Below are 15,484 nucleotides of genomic sequence, written 5' to 3' on the forward strand. Positions count from 1 at the left end.
CCCCCGGCCCCGGGCCCCCGGCCCCGTCCTCGGCCCCGTCCTCGGCCCCCGTACGGCGACGGCCTCGGTACGGCAACGGCCCGGCCCCGGACCCGCCCCCGCGTGCTGTGCGCGGGGCCGTGGCCAGGACCGGGCCGGAACCAGGCTTGCCCGGCAGCGCCTGCCGCTACTCCTCCGAGGCGGCCGTGGCCGTGGCCGAGGCGGTCGCCTTGGCGGCGGCCGTCTTCTTCGCGGCCGCGGTCTTCGCCGTGGCCGTCTTCTTGGCGGCGGTCTTGGTCGTCGCCGTCTTGGCCGTCGCCGTCTTGGCGGCCGTGGTCTTCTTCGCGGCCGTCTTCTTGGCGGTGGTGGTCTTCTTCGCCGCGGCCTTCTTGGCGGGTGCCTTCTTGGCCGTCTTCTTCGCCGGACCCTTGGCGCGCTTCTCGGCGAGCAGCTCGTAGCCCCGCTCCGGCGTGATGGTCTCGACGTCGTCGTCGCGCCGCAGCGTCGCGTTGGTCTCGCCGTCCGTCACGTACGGGCCGAACCGGCCGTCCTTGACGACGACCGGCCGCTCGCTGACCGGGTCCGTGCCCAGCTCCTTCAGCGGGGGCTTGGCCGCCGCCCGCCCGCGGACCTTGGGCTGGGCGTAGATCGCCAGCGCCTCGTCCAGCGTGATGGTGAAGAGCTGGTCCTCGCTCTCCAGGGAGCGCGAGTCCGTGCCCTTCTTCAGGTACGGGCCGTAGCGGCCGTTCTGCGCGGTGATCTCCACGCCTTCCGCGTCCGTGCCGACGACGCGCGGCAGGGACATCAGCTTGAGCGCGTCCTCCAGCGTGACCGTGTCCAGCGACATGGTCTTGAAGAGGGAGGCCGTGCGCGGCTTGACCGCGTTCTTGCCGGTCTTCGGGGTGCCCTCGGGCAGGACCTCGGTGACGTACGGGCCGTAACGCCCGTCCTTGGCCACGATCTCGTGGCCGGTGACCGGGTCCTTGCCGAGCTGGAACTCGCCGCTCGGGCGGTCGAAGAGCTCCTGCGCGTACTCGACGCTCAGCTCGTCGGGGGCGAGGTCGGCCGGGACGTCGGCCCGCTGGTGGCCCTCCGCGTCCTTCTCGCCGCGCTCGACGTACGGGCCGTAGCGCCCCACGCGCAGCACGATGCCGTCGCCGACCGGGAAGGAGGAGATCTCCCGGGCGTCGATCGCGCCGAGGTCCGTGACCAGCTCCTTCAGGCCGCCGAGCGCGTCGGCGTCGCCGCCGGCCCCGCCCTCGGCACCCTCGGCGCCGAAGTAGAAGCGCTTGAGCCACGGCACGGACTGCGCCTCACCGCGCGCGATGCGGTCGAGGTCGTCCTCCATCTTGGCGGTGAAGTCGTAGTCGACGAGCCGGCCGAAGTGCTTCTCCAGCAGGTTGACCACGGCGAAGGAGAGGAAGGACGGGACGAGCGCCGTGCCCTTCTTGAACACGTAGCCGCGGTCCAGGATCGTGCCGATGATCGACGCGTAGGTCGACGGACGGCCGATCTCGCGCTCTTCGAGCTCCTTGACCAAGGACGCCTCGGTGTACCGGGCCGGCGGCTTGGTGGCGTGGCCGTCGGCGGTGATCTCCTCGGCGGTCAGCGCGTCGCCCTCGGCGACCTGCGGCAGGCGCCGCTCGCGGTCGTCGAGCTCGGCGTTCGGGTCGTCGGCGCCCTCGACGTAGGCCTTCATGAAGCCGTGGAAGGTGATCGTCTTGCCGGACGCGGTGAACTCGGCGTCCCGGCCGTCGCTCGCCGTGCCGCCGATCTTGACGGTGACGGAGTTCCCGGTCGCGTCCTTCATCTGGGACGCGACGGTCCGCTTCCAGATCAGCTCGTACAGCTTGAACTGGTCGCCGGTCAGGCCCGTCTCGGCGGGCGTGCGGAAACGATCACCCGAAGGCCGGATCGCCTCGTGCGCCTCCTGGGCGTTCTTGACCTTGCCCGCGTAGACCCGCGGCTGGGCCGGCAGGTAGTCGGCCCCGTAGAGCTGCGTGACCTGGGCGCGGGCCGCGGCCACGGCCGTGTCGGACAGGACCGTGGAGTCGGTACGCATGTAGGTGATGAAGCCGTTCTCGTACAGCTTCTGCGCCACCTGCATGGTCGCCTTCGCGCCGAAGCCGAGCTTGCGCGAGGCCTCCTGCTGGAGCGTGGTCGTACGGAACGGCGCGTACGGCGAGCGGCGGTACGGCTTGGACTCCACCGAGCGGACCGCGAAGGAGGAGTCGGCGAGCGCGGCGGCCAGGGCCCGGGCGTTCGCCTCGTCCAGGTGCAGCACGTCGGCGTTCTTGAGCTGCCCGTTCGAGCCGAAGTCGCGGCCCTGGGCCACGCGCCGGCCGTCCACGGTGTTCAGCCGGGCGACGAGGGTCGAGGGGTCGCTGGCGTCGCCGGGGCGGCCGGTGCCGAAGGTGCCGGTCAGGTCCCAGTACTCGGCGGAGCGGAACGCGATGCGCTCGCGCTCGCGCTCGACGACGAGGCGGGTGGCGACGGACTGGACACGGCCGGCCGACAGCCGCGGCATGACCTTCTTCCACAGGACCGGCGAGACCTCGTAGCCGTAGAGGCGGTCGAGGATGCGGCGGGTCTCCTGGGCGTCGACCATGCGCTGGTTGAGCTGGCGCGGGTTGGCGACGGCGTCGCGGATCGCGTCCTTGGTGATCTCGTGGAAGACCATCCGGTGGACGGGGACCTTGGGCTTGAGCACTTCCTGGAGGTGCCACGCGATGGCTTCGCCCTCGCGGTCCTCATCGGTGGCGAGGAAGAGCTCGTCGGACTCGGCCAGGAGCTCCTTGAGCTTCTTGACCTGGGCCTTCTTGTCGGCGTTGACGACGTAGATCGGCTGGAAGTCGTGCTCGACGTCCACGCCGAGGCGGCGGACCTCGCCGGTGTACTTGTCGGGGACCTCGGCCGCGCCGTTCGGCAGGTCGCGGATGTGCCCGACGCTCGCCTCGACGACGTATCCCGGGCCGAGGTAGCCCTTGATCGTCTTCGCCTTGGCAGGGGACTCGACGATGACGAGTCGGCGGCCGCCCTTTGCGGTCTCGCTAGTCGGGGACAACTTGGCTCTTCTCTCCGGTCGGCACTCGGTCGCAGTACGGCGACGCTGCGGAGTGTGACGGTACAACCCGCCCCCGTGTCAAACGGCACAAGCCCGCAACGGCCACTCGAACGGTAACCCGACAAGTGCCCTTTCTGCCGCCCGGATGTCGCGGCGGCCCGTTGTCGATCACCGGGCCGAGTGGCCAGGGGGCCGTCTGGCCCCCGCCCGGGCGGGGGCCCGGCTGGAGCCCGGCTCGGCCCTGGCTCGGGCCCGGCCCGGTTCCGGCTCGGCTCTGACTCGGCCCTGGCTCGGGCCCGTCCCGGCCCGGCTCAGGCCCGGCCCGGTCCCGGCTCGGCCCTGCCCGCCCGGCTCGGGCCCGGTCGGGGCCCGGCTCAGCTCTCACCCGCCCGGCTCAGGCCGGGCAGCGCAGGCCCGGCCCGGTCCCGGCTCGCGCCCGGCTGCTCCCCGACCCGGTTCGGACCCGGGTTGGCCCACAGGTCCGGACTCGGTTCAGAGCCCGATCCGGAGCCCGGTTCGGAGCCCGGTCCGGACCCCGGTTCACACCCGGGTGAGGCACCAGGCGCCCAGGACCAAGGCGAGTCCGCCAGCCAGCACCGCCAGCGGGACGGCCACCGACGGCCGGACTCCTTCGGCGACCGGCGCGCGGTGCGCCACGCGCAGCGCCGTCCAGGTCAGCACGGCGGCCCCGAACAGCAGGAACACCGTCGCCGCGAAGATCGCAGGCCCAGCCTCCATGCCGTTCCCCTTTCCCCCGGGGCCGCGTGCCGATCCTGGTGGAGGATCCCCCCGCCGTCGCGACCGGCTCCCCCGCGCGGAAGCCTTTCAGCCACGGGGGTACGGCAGGAGAACGGCGGGTTACATCACGGACTCGCCGGCCGCGGCGGGCTCCAGGAAGCCCTGCTCCACCAGCAGCCGGATCGCCTCCGGCGTACGGTCCCGCAGCAGCACCGGGTCCTCCTGGACCAGCTGGGCGATGGCGTCCAGGATCCGGCCGGCGGTCAACGAGCCGTCGCAGACCCCGGCGAAGCCCGCCCCGACCGTGTCGACCTTGGTGGCCCTGCGCATCCCGCGGTTCTGGCGGAGCACCACGTGCTCGGGGTCCTCCGCCCCCGGCGCGCCTACCTGCTCCTGGACGACCTCCTCGACCAGCCGGAACCGGCCCGCCAGCAGGGCCGCGTCGTCGTGCTCGCGCAGGAAGTCCTGGCGGGCGAAGTGCGCCCGCACGGTCTCGCCGAGCGGCTGTTCGACCGGGTGCGGCCACTCCTCCACCACGATCGAGGGGACTTCCGCGTCCGTACGGCGCAGGGTGATCCAGCCGAACCCGACGGCCTTGGTCTTGCGCGCCTCGAACTCCTCCAACCAGGCCTCGTAGTGCTCGGCGTAGACCGCGGGGTCGGTGCGGTGGTCGCCGGCGTCGCGCAGCCACAGCTCGGCGTACTGCGTGACGTCCTGCACCTCGCGCTGCACGATCCAGGCGTCGCAGCCGCGCGGCACCCAGGAGCGGAGCCGGTCCTTCCAGTCCTCTCCCTCCACGTGCTGCCAGTTCGCCAGGAACTGCGCGTACCCGCCGGGGTTGAGGTGGTCGCCGGCCTGCTGGACCAGCGTGCGGCACAGGTCGTCGCCGCCCATCCCGCCGTCCCGGTACGTCAGCCGGGCGCCCGGGGAGATCACGAAGGGCGGGTTGGACACGATCAGGTCGTACGTGGCGTCGCCCACGGGCTCGAACAGGGAGCCGGTGAGCAGCTCCGCCTCGGGCGCGCCGGACAGCGCCAGGGTCAGCCGGGTGAATCCCAGCGCCCTGGGGTTGACGTCGGTGGCGGTGACCCGGGTGGCGTGCTGGGCCGCGTGGAGCGCCTGGATGCCCGAGCCGGTGCCGAGATCGAGGGCCGAGCCGACCGGGGTCCGCACCGTGATCCCGGCCAGCGTCGTGGACGCCCCGCCGACGCCGAGCACCACGGACGTGTCCGCGTCCCCGCCCCGGTTGATCCCGCCGGCCCCGCCGACCGCGCAGCCGAGGTCCGACACGATGAACCAGTCCTCGCCGTCGGGGCCGCCGTACGGGCGGACGTCGACGGTGGCGCGGACCTCGTCGCCCTCCCGGGACAGCCAGCCGTCGGCCAGCGCCTGGTCGAGCGGCAGCACGCCCGGCTCCGCCGCCAAGGCGGCGTACGGCACGGGCCGCTGGAGCAGGAACAGCCGGACCAGCAGCGCCAGCGGGCCGTCCTCGCGGGTGGCCCGCAGGGCGGGGACGGTCTCGCTGCGGGCCAGGGCGGCGTACGCGGGCGCGCCGAGCAGGTCGAGCAGGCCGTCGGCGGTGAAGCCCGCGGCGAGCAGGGCCGCGCGGAGCTCGGCGGCGTGGTCGGGCGACGGAAGGCGGGTGCTGGTACTCACCCGACCATTGTGTCCGCCCCCACCGATGATGCGTACGACACGGCCGGGGCCCTGTGGAAAACCCCGGCCGGTTCCGTCCGCCGCACCCCGGCCGGTTCCGTCCGCCGCGCCGCGGCCGTCAGCTCTTGCTGGGGGCCGGCACCGTCATCTGGCAGCCCTTCTGGGCGTTCATCGCCTTGGACACGCCACCGGACTTGAGCTTCTCGCTGGCCTCCTCCGCGCCCTTGGCGGCGTCCTTGAGGCCTTCCGCGATCGGCTTGAGGTCGTCCGCGAACTTGCGCTGGTCCTTGGGGTCGAGCGCGTCCATCTTCGCCTTGAGGTCCGCGTACGCCTTGGAGCTGGTGTTGAAGCCGTCGGCGGCGGCGCTCTGGGTGGCCTCGCCGTTCTTGACGGGCGGGGCCCCGGCCTGGGTGAGGCTTTCGGCCATCGACTTGTAGGCGTCGGAGATCTGCTGGAACGCCGCCGAGTCGGTCTTCTGCACGTCCTCGGACTTGGTGTCGGCCGTCGAGACGCGCTTGATCTCGGCGTTGGCGTCCTCGATCTTCTTGAGGTTCGGCTGCCAGCCGTCGCAGACCTTCTTGGCCCACGCGTCGGTCTTGTTCTCGCCGTCGTCACCACAGCCGGACAGGACGAGCATCAGCACCGCACAGCAGGAGGCTGCGGCCGCAAGCTTCTTGTTCACCGGTTCGGTCCCTTCCAAGGCTCTCGGCCCGGAACATACACGCCCTTCGACAGAGCGCGCAGAAAGGCGGACTGACGACGCGTCGCCGCGCGCCGCCTGTCCGCCTTTCGTCGTAGCGGGAAGGTCCCGGTCAGGAGACCGCGGTGGCCGGGTCCGTCTGCTGCGCGACCCGCTCCGCGGCGGCGTCACCGGCGGAGTCCTCGCCGACCGCGATGCCGCGCCTCTTCGACACGTACACCGCGCCGACGACGACCGCCACCGCGAGGGCCGCGACGATCCCCCGCAGCACCGGGCTCGCCTGGTCGCCGTAGCTGAACTGGACGACGGCCGGGGCGATCAGCAGGGCCACCAGGTTCATGACCTTCAGCAGCGGGTTGATGGCCGGGCCGGCGGTGTCCTTGAACGGGTCGCCGACGGTGTCGCCGATGACCGTGGCGGCGTGCGCCTCGCTGCCCTTGCCGCCGTGGTGGCCGTCCTCGACGAGCTTCTTGGCGTTGTCCCACGCGCCACCGGAGTTGGCGAGGAAGACCGCCATCAGGGTGCCGCAGCCGATGGCGCCGGCCAGGTACGAGCCGAGCGCGCCGACGCCGAGGGTGAAGCCGACGGCGATGGGCGCCAGCACGGCGAGCAGGCCGGGCGTGGCCAGCTCGCGCAGCGCGTCCTTGGTGCAGATGTCCACGACGCGGCCGTACTCGGGCTTCTCGGAGTAGTCCATGATGCCGGGGTGCTCGCGGAACTGGCGGCGCACCTCGTAGACCACCGCGCCGGCCGAGCGGGAGACGGCGTTGATGGCGAGGCCGGAGAACAGGAAGACCACGGCCGCGCCGAGGATCAGGCCGACCAGGTTGTTGGGCTGGCCGATGTCCAGGCTCAGGCTGAGCTCGCCGGCCTTGGCGCCGACGTCCTTGATGGCCCCGGCGATCGCGTCGCTGTACGAGCCGAACAGGGCGGCGGCGGCGAGCACGGCGGTGGCGATGGCGATGCCCTTGGTGATGGCCTTGGTGGTGTTCCCGACGGCGTCGAGGTCGGTGAGGACCTGGGCGCCGGCGCCCTGGACGTCCCCGGACATCTCGGCGATGCCCTGGGCGTTGTCGGAGACCGGGCCGAAGGTGTCCATGGCGACGATGACACCGACGGTGGTGAGCAGGCCGGTGCCGGCCAGGGCGACCGCGAACAGCGCCAGCATGATCGACGTACCGCCGAGCAGGAACGCGCCGTAGACGCCGAGGCCGATGAGCAGCGCCGTGTAGACGGCCGACTCCAGGCCCACGGAGATGCCGGCGAGGACCACGGTGGCGGGGCCGGTCAGGGAGGACTTGCCGATGTCGCGGACGGGACGCCGGTTGGTCTCGGTGAAGTAGCCGGTGAGCTGCTGGATCAGGGCGGCGAGCACGATGCCGATGGCGACGGCCACCAGGGCGAGGATCCGCGGGTCGCCGGAGTGGCTGGTGATCGCGGCGTTCTCGACGCCGACGAGCTCCTTGTAGGTGGCCGGCAGGTAGGCGAAGACGGCGATCGCCACCAGCACCAGCGAGATCACGGCGGAGATGAAGAAGCCGCGGTTGATGGCGGTCATCCCGCTGCGGTCGCTGCGGCGCGGGGAGACCGCGAAGATGCCGATCATCGCGGTGATCACACCGATGGCGGGGACGATCAGCGGGAAGGCCAGGCCCAGGTCGCCGAACGCCGCCTTGCCGAGGATGAGCGCGGCGACGAGCGTGACCGCGTAGGACTCGAAGAGGTCGGCGGCCATGCCCGCGCAGTCGCCGACGTTGTCGCCCACATTGTCGGCGATGGTCGCGGCATTGCGCGGATCGTCCTCCGGAATGCCCTGTTCGACCTTGCCGACCAGGTCGGCGCCGACGTCGGCGGCCTTGGTGAAGATGCCGCCGCCGACCCTCATGAACATGGCGATGAGGGCGGCGCCGAGGCCGAAGCCCTCCAGCACCTTGGGGGCGTCCGCGGCGTAGACCAGGACGACGCAGGAGGCGCCGAGCAGGCCGAGGCCGACGGTGAACATGCCGACGACACCGCCGGTGCGGAAGGCGATCCGCATGGCCTTGTGGGAGACCTCGGTCAGGTCCTTGGCGGGCTCGCCCTCGGCGGGCGTGGCCTCGCGGGCGGCGGCCGCGACGCGGACGTTGGCGCGGACCGCCAGCCGCATGCCGACGTAGCCGGTGATCGCCGAGAAGATGGCACCCACGAGGAAGAAGGCGGAACGTCCCGCCCGCTGCGTCCAGGTGTCGGCGGGGAGCAGGAAGAGCAGGAAGAAGACCACCACGGCGAAGATGCCGAGGGTGCGCAGCTGCCGGGCCAGGTAGGCGTTGGCGCCTTCCTGGACGGCCGCGGCGATCCGCTTCATGGAATCGGTGCCCTCGTCGGCGGACAGCACCTGGCGGACCAGGATCTGCGCGACGACGAGAGCGGCTACGGCGACCGCCGCGATGACGATCACGATGAGCCGATTGTCATCGGTGAGTACCGCACCGGCTGTTGGGGTGAAGAGCCCCGTCATTCGTCCTCCTTGACGTGATGAGCTCAAAGATGTGGACGGATTGTAGGGAGCGTCACCTGATCAAAACAGTACGCAGGAAACGGAATTGGCCTGCTGTTGCTCCTCAGCAAAAGATCGCGTCACTCCATTACCCTCGAAAGCGGTAACGGGACAAAAGCATTGACGGCCGCTCAATTGATCTACGGGCATGAAAAAGGCCCTGCTCAGCAGGGCCTTTTCAAAAGAATCAGAAGATGGGATCAAAGATCTAGGGGAGGTCCTGGCCGCCCGCGGTGGGCCATCGCATGCGGATGACGCCGCCCGATTCACCACTGGTCACCTCGACGTCGTCGACCAGCCCGCTGATCACGGCCAGGCCCATCTCGTCCTCGCCGTCGACGTCCGGGTCCAGGACGGCGGCCATCCCGGGCACCGTCTCGTCGCCGCTGCCGGGCGGTCCGGGCACACCGTCGCCGACCTCGATGGAGAAGACCTTCTCCTCCTCGGTCAGCACGACCCGGACCGGGTCGGTGAGCCCGTGGCTGCGGTGCAGTCCGACGGCGCGCGAACAGGCCTCGCCCACGGCGAGCCTGACCTCGTCGAGCACTGCCTCCTCCACACCGGCCCGGCGCGCCACCGCGGCCGCCACCAGGCGGGCCGTGCGGACGTGTTCGGGCTGGGCGCTGAAGCGGAGTTCAACGGTGGCCATGCGCGTCCCCCTCGGACTACAGGCGTGCCTTCGGGGGGCCCGGGCCCGATCCGGCCCGGCGCCCCGCTCCTTCTTCCGGGAGCCGTCAGTCGGTGGCCGCGACGGCGTCGTCCACCGTCGTGTGGATCGGGAACACCTTGGTGAGGCCGGTGATGCGGAAGATCTTCAGGATGCGCTCCTGGTTGCACACCAGACGCAGCGATCCCTCGTGTGCGCGGACCCTCTTCAGGCCGCCCACCAGCACGCCGAGGCCGGTGGAGTCGAGGAAGTCCACCCGCTCCATGTCGACCACCAGGTGGTAGCTGCCGTCGTTCACCAACTCGACCAACTGCTCGCGCAGCTTCGGCGCGGTATACACATCAATCTCGCCACCGACCTCGACGACCGTTCGGTCGCCGACAGTGCGAGTCGACAGGGACAGGTCCACGGATCCTCCAGCACCTTGCTATCGAGCGGCGCCCCCCAGGGGCCTCCCCACCCGAAGGTAGAGGAGGGATTGGCTGCCGCGATGGCATTCAATCACTTACCGACAGGCGCGCACGACGCCTTCTGTCCATTGTCCCCGACGTCGGTGACACACTCGGTTCCAATGGCCAACACTCAGCGTCCCGGTCACCCCAAGGCGCCCGCGGACTCACGACCCACCCCCGGCACCGTTCTGGACCGGCTGTCACGGGGGCCGTCCCGGTCTGCGCGCATCACCCATACGGAGCACTTGCCCCCTCGGGCGGGTCGTCATGCAGTCTGGCCCGACCGCATCCGTACGGACGTGGTGGCCGCCATCCAGGCGTGCGGCATCGAACACCCGTGGCAACACCAGGCCAGGGCCGCCGAGCACGCCCTGGACGGCGAGTCGGTGGTCGTCGCCACCGGCACCGCCTCGGGCAAGTCGCTGGCCTACCTCGCCCCCGTCCTGACCGCCCTCGCCGACGGCGCCGAGGCCCCCAACGGCAGGGGCGCCACCGCGCTGTACCTCGCGCCGACCAAGGCCCTGGCCGCTGACCAGCGCCGGGCCGTACGGGGGCTCGCCGCGCCGCTCGGCAACGCCGTCCGCCCCGCGGTCTACGACGGGGACACCCCGGTCGAGGAACGCGAGTGGGTGCGCCAGTACGCCAACTACGTGCTCACCAACCCCGACATGCTGCACCGCGGGATACTGCCGGCCCACCCGCGCTGGTCCTCCTTCCTGCGCGCCCTGCGCTACGTGGTGATCGACGAGTGCCACACCTACCGCGGGGTGTTCGGCTCGCACGTCGCCCAGGTGCTGCGCCGGCTGCGGCGGCTGTGCGCCCGCTACGGCGCCGACCCCGTCTTCCTGCTGGCCTCGGCCACCGCCGGCGACCCGGCGGCCGCCGCCTCCCGGCTGACCGGGGTCCCCGTCACCGAGGTCGTGGACGACGCCTCGCCCCGCGGCGAGGTGGTCTTCGCCCTGTGGGAACCCCCGCTCACCGAGCTGCACGGCGAGCGCGGCGCCCCGGTGCGCCGCACCGCCACCGCCGAGACCGCCGACCTGCTGACCGACCTGGTCGTCCAGGGCGTCCGTACGGTGGCGTTCATCCGCTCCCGGCGGGGCGCCGAGCTGATCGCCGTGATCGCCCAGGACCGGCTGGCCGCCGTCGACCGGTCGCTGCCCGGGCGGGTCGCGGCCTACCGGGGCGGCTATCTGCCCGAGGAGCGCCGGGCCCTGGAGCGGGCCCTGCACTCCGGGGAACTGCTGGGTCTGGCCGCGACCACCGCCCTGGAGCTCGGCGTGGACGTCTCGGGCCTGGACGCCGTCCTGATCGCCGGCTACCCGGGCACCCGGGCCTCGCTGTGGCAGCAGGCGGGCCGGGCCGGGCGCGGCGGCCAGGGCGCCCTCGCCGTGCTGGTGGCCCGCGACGACCCGCTGGACACCTATCTGGTCCACCACCCCGAGGCCCTCTTCCGGCGGCCCGTGGAGGCCACCGTCCTGGACCCGGACAACCCCTACGTCCTGGCCCCGCACCTGTGCGCGGCCGCCGCCGAGCTCCCGCTCACCGACGCCGACCTGCCGCTGTTCGGCCCGGCCGCGCCCGGCCTGATGCCCCAGCTGGAGTCCGCGCGGCTGCTGCGCCGCCGCACCACCGCCTGGCACTGGACCCGCCGCGAGCGGGCCGCCGACCTGGCCGACATCCGGGGCGGCGGCGGCAGACCGGTGCAGATCGTCGAGGCCGGCACCGGGCGGCTGCTGGGCACCGTCGAGGAGTCGGCCGCGCACACCGCCGTCCACGACGGCGCCGTCCACCTCCACCAGGGCCGCACCTATCTCGTGCGGCACCTGGACCTCGACGACCCGCACGGGCCCGTGGCGCTGGTGGAGGAGGCCGATCCGCCGTTCTCCACGACCGCCCGCGACACCACCTCCGTCTCCGTCCTGGAGACCGACACCGAGGTCGCCTGGGGGCCGGCGCGACTGTGCTTCGGCTCCGTCGAGGTCACCAATCAGGTCGTCTCCTACCTGCGGCGCAAGCTGATCACCGGCGAGGTGCTCGGCGAGACCAAGCTGGACCTGCCGCCGCGAACGCTGCGCACCCGGGCCGTGTGGTGGACGGTCACCGAGGACCAACTGGACGAGGCCCGGATCCACCCGGAGATCCTCGGCGGCGCCCTGCACGCCGCCGAACACGCCTCCATCGGCCTCCTCCCGCTCTTCGCCACCTGCGACCGCTGGGACATCGGCGGCGTCTCCGTGCCGCTCCATCCGGACACCCTCCTTCCGACGGTCTTCGTCTACGACGGCCACCCCGGCGGGGCCGGCTTCGCCGAGCGGGCCTTCGGCACGGCCCGGCCGTGGCTGACCGCGACCCGGGACGCCATCGCCGCCTGCGAGTGCGAGGCCGGCTGCCCGTCCTGCATCCAGTCCCCCAAGTGCGGCAACGGCAACGACCCCCTCCACAAACGAGGCGCGGTCCGCCTCCTGACCCGCCTCCTGTCGGAGGCCCCGACGTAGCCCGGGCCGCCACGCTCACCGCCTGCTCGGTCGTCGGCGAGGCCCGGCCCCGGCCACCGGGCCGGCCCGGCCCGGCCACCCCCACGGAGGGCCCGACCCGCCCCGCCCCCACGTCAGGCACCCGGGCGACCTCCCCACGACCGGCTCCGCCGGTGACACCCACGGGTGGCGGCCCAGCCCCCGGTGGCACCAGGCGTGGCGACCCGGCCGCCGGTGACGCCACGGGTGGCGTGACCGGCTCCGGAGTGGCGACCAGGCCGCCGGTGGCACCACGGGGCACCCCGGGTGGCCCGGGCGCCACCCGAGCCACCGGCCCCGTCAGCGCCCGCACGGGCGCCCCGTGCGCCACCCAGCCGCGCCCGGGGTCGTCCCCCCGCGCCCCAGGGCCACGCGGGGGCCAGGCCCCGCCGCATGCCGGGCGGCTCAGGCAGCGGGCCCACGCCACGTCCGCGGGGCCCGCGGCGGGCTCCGCCAGGAGTCCCAGGTCCGGCTTAGGTCCCCCCACGGCCGGATCCGCCAGCGGTCCCGCGAACGGGCTGAGAAGGCGCCCCGAACCAGGCCCCGCCAGTGGCTCGCGGGCGGCACCGTCGACGCGCCTGGAGGGGGCTGGGCCGGTGCCGCCCATGGCGGCTCCCGCGGCCCCGGGACCGGTCTCGGCCCCGGAACCGGTCTCGGGGGGCTGACCCGCTGGCGGGCCAGCCCCGCGGCCCCGAGACCGGATCGCAAGGCCGGGGGACCGCCCCGCTGGCGGGCTCGCCGGCGGACCCGCTGGCGGGCTCGCCGGCGGACCCGCTGGCGGGCTCGCCGGCGGACCCGCTGCCGGGCTGGCGGGCGGATCCGGTGACCACCTCGCCGACAGGCCGGGTGAGCGGCTCGGGGAGGACCCCGCTGGTCAGCCCGCCGACGGAGCCGGTGGCCGGCCTCCCGGCGGTCCGCTCTCGGGCAGCCTCCCCCGTAGGCGCTTCTCGGGCAGCCTCCCCCGCGGGCGGTTCTCGGGCAGCCTCGGGTGCCGGCCCGGGGATGGGCCCGCGCGCGTGCGTCCCGTCCGCCCTGGCACCCAGGGCCGCCTCAGCTGTCGGCTCCGCGGTCGGCTCCGGGGGTGGCCCCGCTCGGGAGCGGATCGGTGGGGTGAAGGGGCCGGTGGCCGCGCGGGCGGTGACCTCGGCGTTCTCGCCGCCGACCGTGCAGGCGGTGAGCGTGGCGTCCTGGGCGCGGGCCACCCGGAGCGCCACCGCGCACGCGGCCCGCGGACCCCGCGCCCAGGAGCGCGCGGCGGCCAGGGCGGACAGGTCGGCGGCGGCCGCCGCCCGGTGCCGGGCGACCACGGCCTGGCCCAGGAGCAGCACCCCGCCGAAGACTGCCCCCAGCACGGTGGTCACCAGGGCCGCCCACACCGTGGCCGAGCCCCGGTCCCGGCTCACGGCTGTCCCTCCCCGGCGTCCTCGGCGAGCGCCACGGCCTGGGCGCCCAGCCGTACGGACAGGGCCCTGGGGCCCGGCGCGGGCGCGGCCACCCGCACCCGCCACAGGTCCCCCGTCCGCTCCACCGCCACCCGGGCCCCCTCGGGCGCGGCCGACCTGGCGGCTGCCAGCACCACCTCGGGCGGCTCGGAGCGGGCCGCCGCCCGGGCCCCGGCCCGGGCCGCGTCCACGCACCGGATCTGCGCGGCGGCCGCCATCAGCGCCCACACCAGAAGCGCCGCGAACAGCACCAGGGCCGGGATCACCATCGCCGCCTCCGCGGTCGCGTACCCGCGGTCGCCGCGCCGTTCAGAAGGGCACATCGAGTGCCTTTCCGATGGTCGACTGAAGCGCCGTGGAAACCACGTCACTCGTCACCACCTTGTACAGAACGGCCGCGAATGCACAGGCCGCGATCGTGCCCATGGCGTATTCCGAGGTGGACATCCCGGCGTCCGTCCGACGCGCCCTCCACACACGCGCAACACGGGCACCACAGGACCGCGGGGAAAACAGGATCTTCATGACGGATCTCCTTGTCGTTTCGTGTTCTTGACGCACTTTCATTCCTTGATCCGAATTCACGTCCCGCCGAGCAGCGAGGACGCCATTCCGATCACCACGGGAGCGACTCCGACCGCGAGAAAGGCGGGCAGGAAACACAGCCCCACCGGGGCGGTGACGAGCACCGCCGCCCGCTGCGCCCGGGCGGTGGACCGCCGCGCGCGCTCCGCCCGCAGCCCCGCCGCCACCCGGGAGACCGGCTCCGCGACCGGCGCCCCGGTCCGCGCGGCCCGGTTCAGGCACTCGGCGAGGGGCCGGGCACCCGGCACCTGCGCCAACCGCCCCCACGCCGCCCCCGGTTCGCCCCCGAGCCGCAGCTCCGCCCCGGCCAGCAGCAGCCGCTCACCCACCGGGCCGCCCAGCGACTCCCCGACCACCTCGGCCGCCTCCACCGGCCCGGCCCCCGCGGCCAGGCAGGCCGCCACCAGGTCGGCGGCGAACGGGAGCTGACGCTCCGCCTCCCCCGGATCGGGCGCCCGCACCCGGGGCCGCCGCCGGCGCAGCCACACACCGGTCAGCACCGCCGCCGCCACCCCGAGCGGCCCGCCGAGGAGCACCCAGCCCGCGACGAACGCACCCGCCGGCACGGCCCAGGCCGCCGACGCCGCCCGTACCCGGGGTCCGACGAGCGGCCGCCTGCGGTCCGGCTCCCGCGCGAGGAGGACCATGAGCCTGCGCCGCAGGGCGCGCCGCCGGACGCGGGCGGCGATCCACCCGCCGAGGCACAGCAGGACGGCCGCGGCGCCGAGCGTCGTCCCCAGCCTGTGGATGACGGATCCGTCCATCACCGCTCACCCGCCCGCACGATCCGCAGGCACCACAACAGCCCCAGCACCTCCAGCAGCCCGCCCACCACCAGGCAGCCCAGCCCCAGCGGGGTGTGCAGCAGCACGCGCAGCGGATCCGCGCCCAGGGCCGTCCCCATCAGCAGCCCGACCACCGGCAGCACCGCGAGCACCACCGCCGTCGACCGGGCCCCGGCCAGCTGGGCCCGTAGCGACTCCTCCCGGTCCCGTTCGGCCCGTAACGCCCCTTCCAGCCGTTCCAGACCGGAGGCCAGGGCGCCGCCCCCGTCCACCGACACCCGCCAGCAGGCCGCCATCCCGGCCAGCCCCTCCGCCCCCGGCTCGCGCGCCGCCAGCCGCAGCGCCCCGGCCACGTCCCCGCCGA

The 15,484-nt window shown here is 73.6% G+C and carries 13 protein-coding genes; 1 reads left to right on the forward strand and 12 read right to left on the reverse strand.

Annotated features, from left to right (window positions below):
• Positions 1–166: 166 nt before the first annotated feature.
• The 7 genes from topA to bldG all read right to left on the reverse strand — a co-directional run bounded on the left by topA (position 167) and on the right by bldG (position 9,749).
• Positions 167–3,043, reverse strand: a complete 2,877-nt coding sequence (gene topA, locus LG632_RS16880) for a type I DNA topoisomerase (protein WP_226728142.1) — start codon at positions 3,041–3,043, stop codon at positions 167–169.
• A 540-nt stretch (positions 3,044–3,583) separates the two neighbouring features.
• Positions 3,584–3,781 carry a hypothetical protein gene (locus tag LG632_RS16885; protein WP_226728143.1) on the reverse strand — a complete coding sequence of 66 codons (198 nt, stop codon included), beginning with the start codon at positions 3,779–3,781 and terminating at the stop codon, positions 3,584–3,586.
• A gap of 120 nt (positions 3,782–3,901) precedes the next feature.
• A complete protein-coding gene (locus LG632_RS16890) occupies positions 3,902–5,437 on the reverse strand; it encodes a DUF7059 domain-containing protein (protein ID WP_226728144.1) in 1,536 nt (511 codons plus the stop codon).
• A 118-nt stretch (positions 5,438–5,555) separates the two neighbouring features.
• Positions 5,556–6,119, reverse strand: coding sequence for a small secreted protein (locus LG632_RS16895; RefSeq protein WP_226728145.1), 564 nt, complete (start codon positions 6,117–6,119; stop codon positions 5,556–5,558).
• A gap of 130 nt (positions 6,120–6,249) precedes the next feature.
• Positions 6,250–8,634, reverse strand: a complete 2,385-nt coding sequence (locus LG632_RS16900) for a sodium-translocating pyrophosphatase (RefSeq protein WP_226728146.1) — start codon at positions 8,632–8,634, stop codon at positions 6,250–6,252.
• Between the two features lie 247 nt (positions 8,635–8,881).
• Positions 8,882–9,322 carry an ATP-binding protein gene (locus LG632_RS16905; RefSeq protein ID WP_226728147.1) on the reverse strand — a complete coding sequence of 147 codons (441 nt, stop codon included), beginning with the start codon at positions 9,320–9,322 and terminating at the stop codon, positions 8,882–8,884.
• Positions 9,323–9,407: 85 nt separating this feature from the next.
• Positions 9,408–9,749, reverse strand: coding sequence for an anti-sigma factor antagonist BldG (gene bldG / locus LG632_RS16910; protein ID WP_125647807.1), 342 nt, complete (start codon positions 9,747–9,749; stop codon positions 9,408–9,410).
• 81 nt (positions 9,750–9,830) lie between these two features.
• Between bldG and sftH the strand changes: the two genes are divergently transcribed.
• Positions 9,831–12,290: a DEAD/DEAH box helicase gene (gene sftH / locus LG632_RS16915; protein WP_226728148.1), complete on the forward strand. Its 2,460-nt coding sequence runs from the start codon at positions 9,831–9,833 to the stop codon at positions 12,288–12,290.
• Between the two features lie 491 nt (positions 12,291–12,781).
• Here sftH and LG632_RS30575 read toward each other — a convergent pair whose 3' ends face one another.
• From LG632_RS30575 to LG632_RS16940, 5 genes are all read right to left on the reverse strand, one after another.
• Positions 12,782–13,816 carry an Rv3654c family TadE-like protein gene (locus LG632_RS30575; RefSeq protein ID WP_308108587.1) on the reverse strand — a complete coding sequence of 345 codons (1,035 nt, stop codon included), beginning with the start codon at positions 13,814–13,816 and terminating at the stop codon, positions 12,782–12,784.
• Positions 13,708–14,073 carry a TadE family type IV pilus minor pilin gene (locus tag LG632_RS16925; protein WP_226728149.1) on the reverse strand — a complete coding sequence of 122 codons (366 nt, stop codon included), beginning with the start codon at positions 14,071–14,073 and terminating at the stop codon, positions 13,708–13,710. The genes LG632_RS30575 and LG632_RS16925 overlap by 109 nt, the downstream gene beginning before the upstream one ends.
• Positions 14,060–14,275: a DUF4244 domain-containing protein gene (locus tag LG632_RS16930; protein WP_226728150.1), complete on the reverse strand. Its 216-nt coding sequence runs from the start codon at positions 14,273–14,275 to the stop codon at positions 14,060–14,062. The genes LG632_RS16925 and LG632_RS16930 overlap by 14 nt, the downstream gene beginning before the upstream one ends.
• Before the next feature lie 56 nt (positions 14,276–14,331).
• The gene (locus LG632_RS16935) at positions 14,332–15,099 is read right to left on the reverse strand and encodes a type II secretion system F family protein (protein WP_226728151.1); all 768 of its coding nucleotides are present in this window, start codon (positions 15,097–15,099) and stop codon (positions 14,332–14,334) included.
• Positions 15,099–15,484 (reverse strand): type II secretion system F family protein (locus LG632_RS16940; RefSeq protein ID WP_374203498.1); only part of this gene is annotated, 386 nt, incomplete at its 5' end. The genes LG632_RS16935 and LG632_RS16940, both read right to left, overlap by 1 nt.

The organism is Streptomyces antimicrobicus (assembly GCF_020532625.1).
In the GTDB taxonomy this organism is placed as follows: Bacteria; Actinomycetota; Actinomycetes; order Streptomycetales; family Streptomycetaceae; genus Streptomyces; species Streptomyces antimicrobicus.

Bases quoted from the DNA above. Each gene is read 5' to 3' on its own strand.
- LG632_RS16885 (WP_226728143.1), bottom strand. From the start codon at position 3,781: ATGGAGGCTGGGCCTGCGATCTTCGCGGCGACGGTGTTCCTGCTGTTC.
- LG632_RS16900 (WP_226728146.1), bottom strand. From the start codon at position 8,634: ATGACGGGGCTCTTCACCCCAACAGCCGGTGCGGTACTCACCGATGAC.
- LG632_RS16905 (WP_226728147.1), bottom strand. From the start codon at position 9,322: ATGGCCACCGTTGAACTCCGCTTCAGCGCCCAGCCCGAACACGTCCGC.
- sftH (WP_226728148.1), top strand. From the start codon at position 9,831: ATGGCATTCAATCACTTACCGACAGGCGCGCACGACGCCTTCTGTCCA.
- LG632_RS16925 (WP_226728149.1), bottom strand. From the start codon at position 14,073: ATGTGCCCTTCTGAACGGCGCGGCGACCGCGGGTACGCGACCGCGGAG.
- LG632_RS16930 (WP_226728150.1), bottom strand. From the start codon at position 14,275: ATGAAGATCCTGTTTTCCCCGCGGTCCTGTGGTGCCCGTGTTGCGCGT.
- LG632_RS16935 (WP_226728151.1), bottom strand. From the start codon at position 15,099: ATGGACGGATCCGTCATCCACAGGCTGGGGACGACGCTCGGCGCCGCG.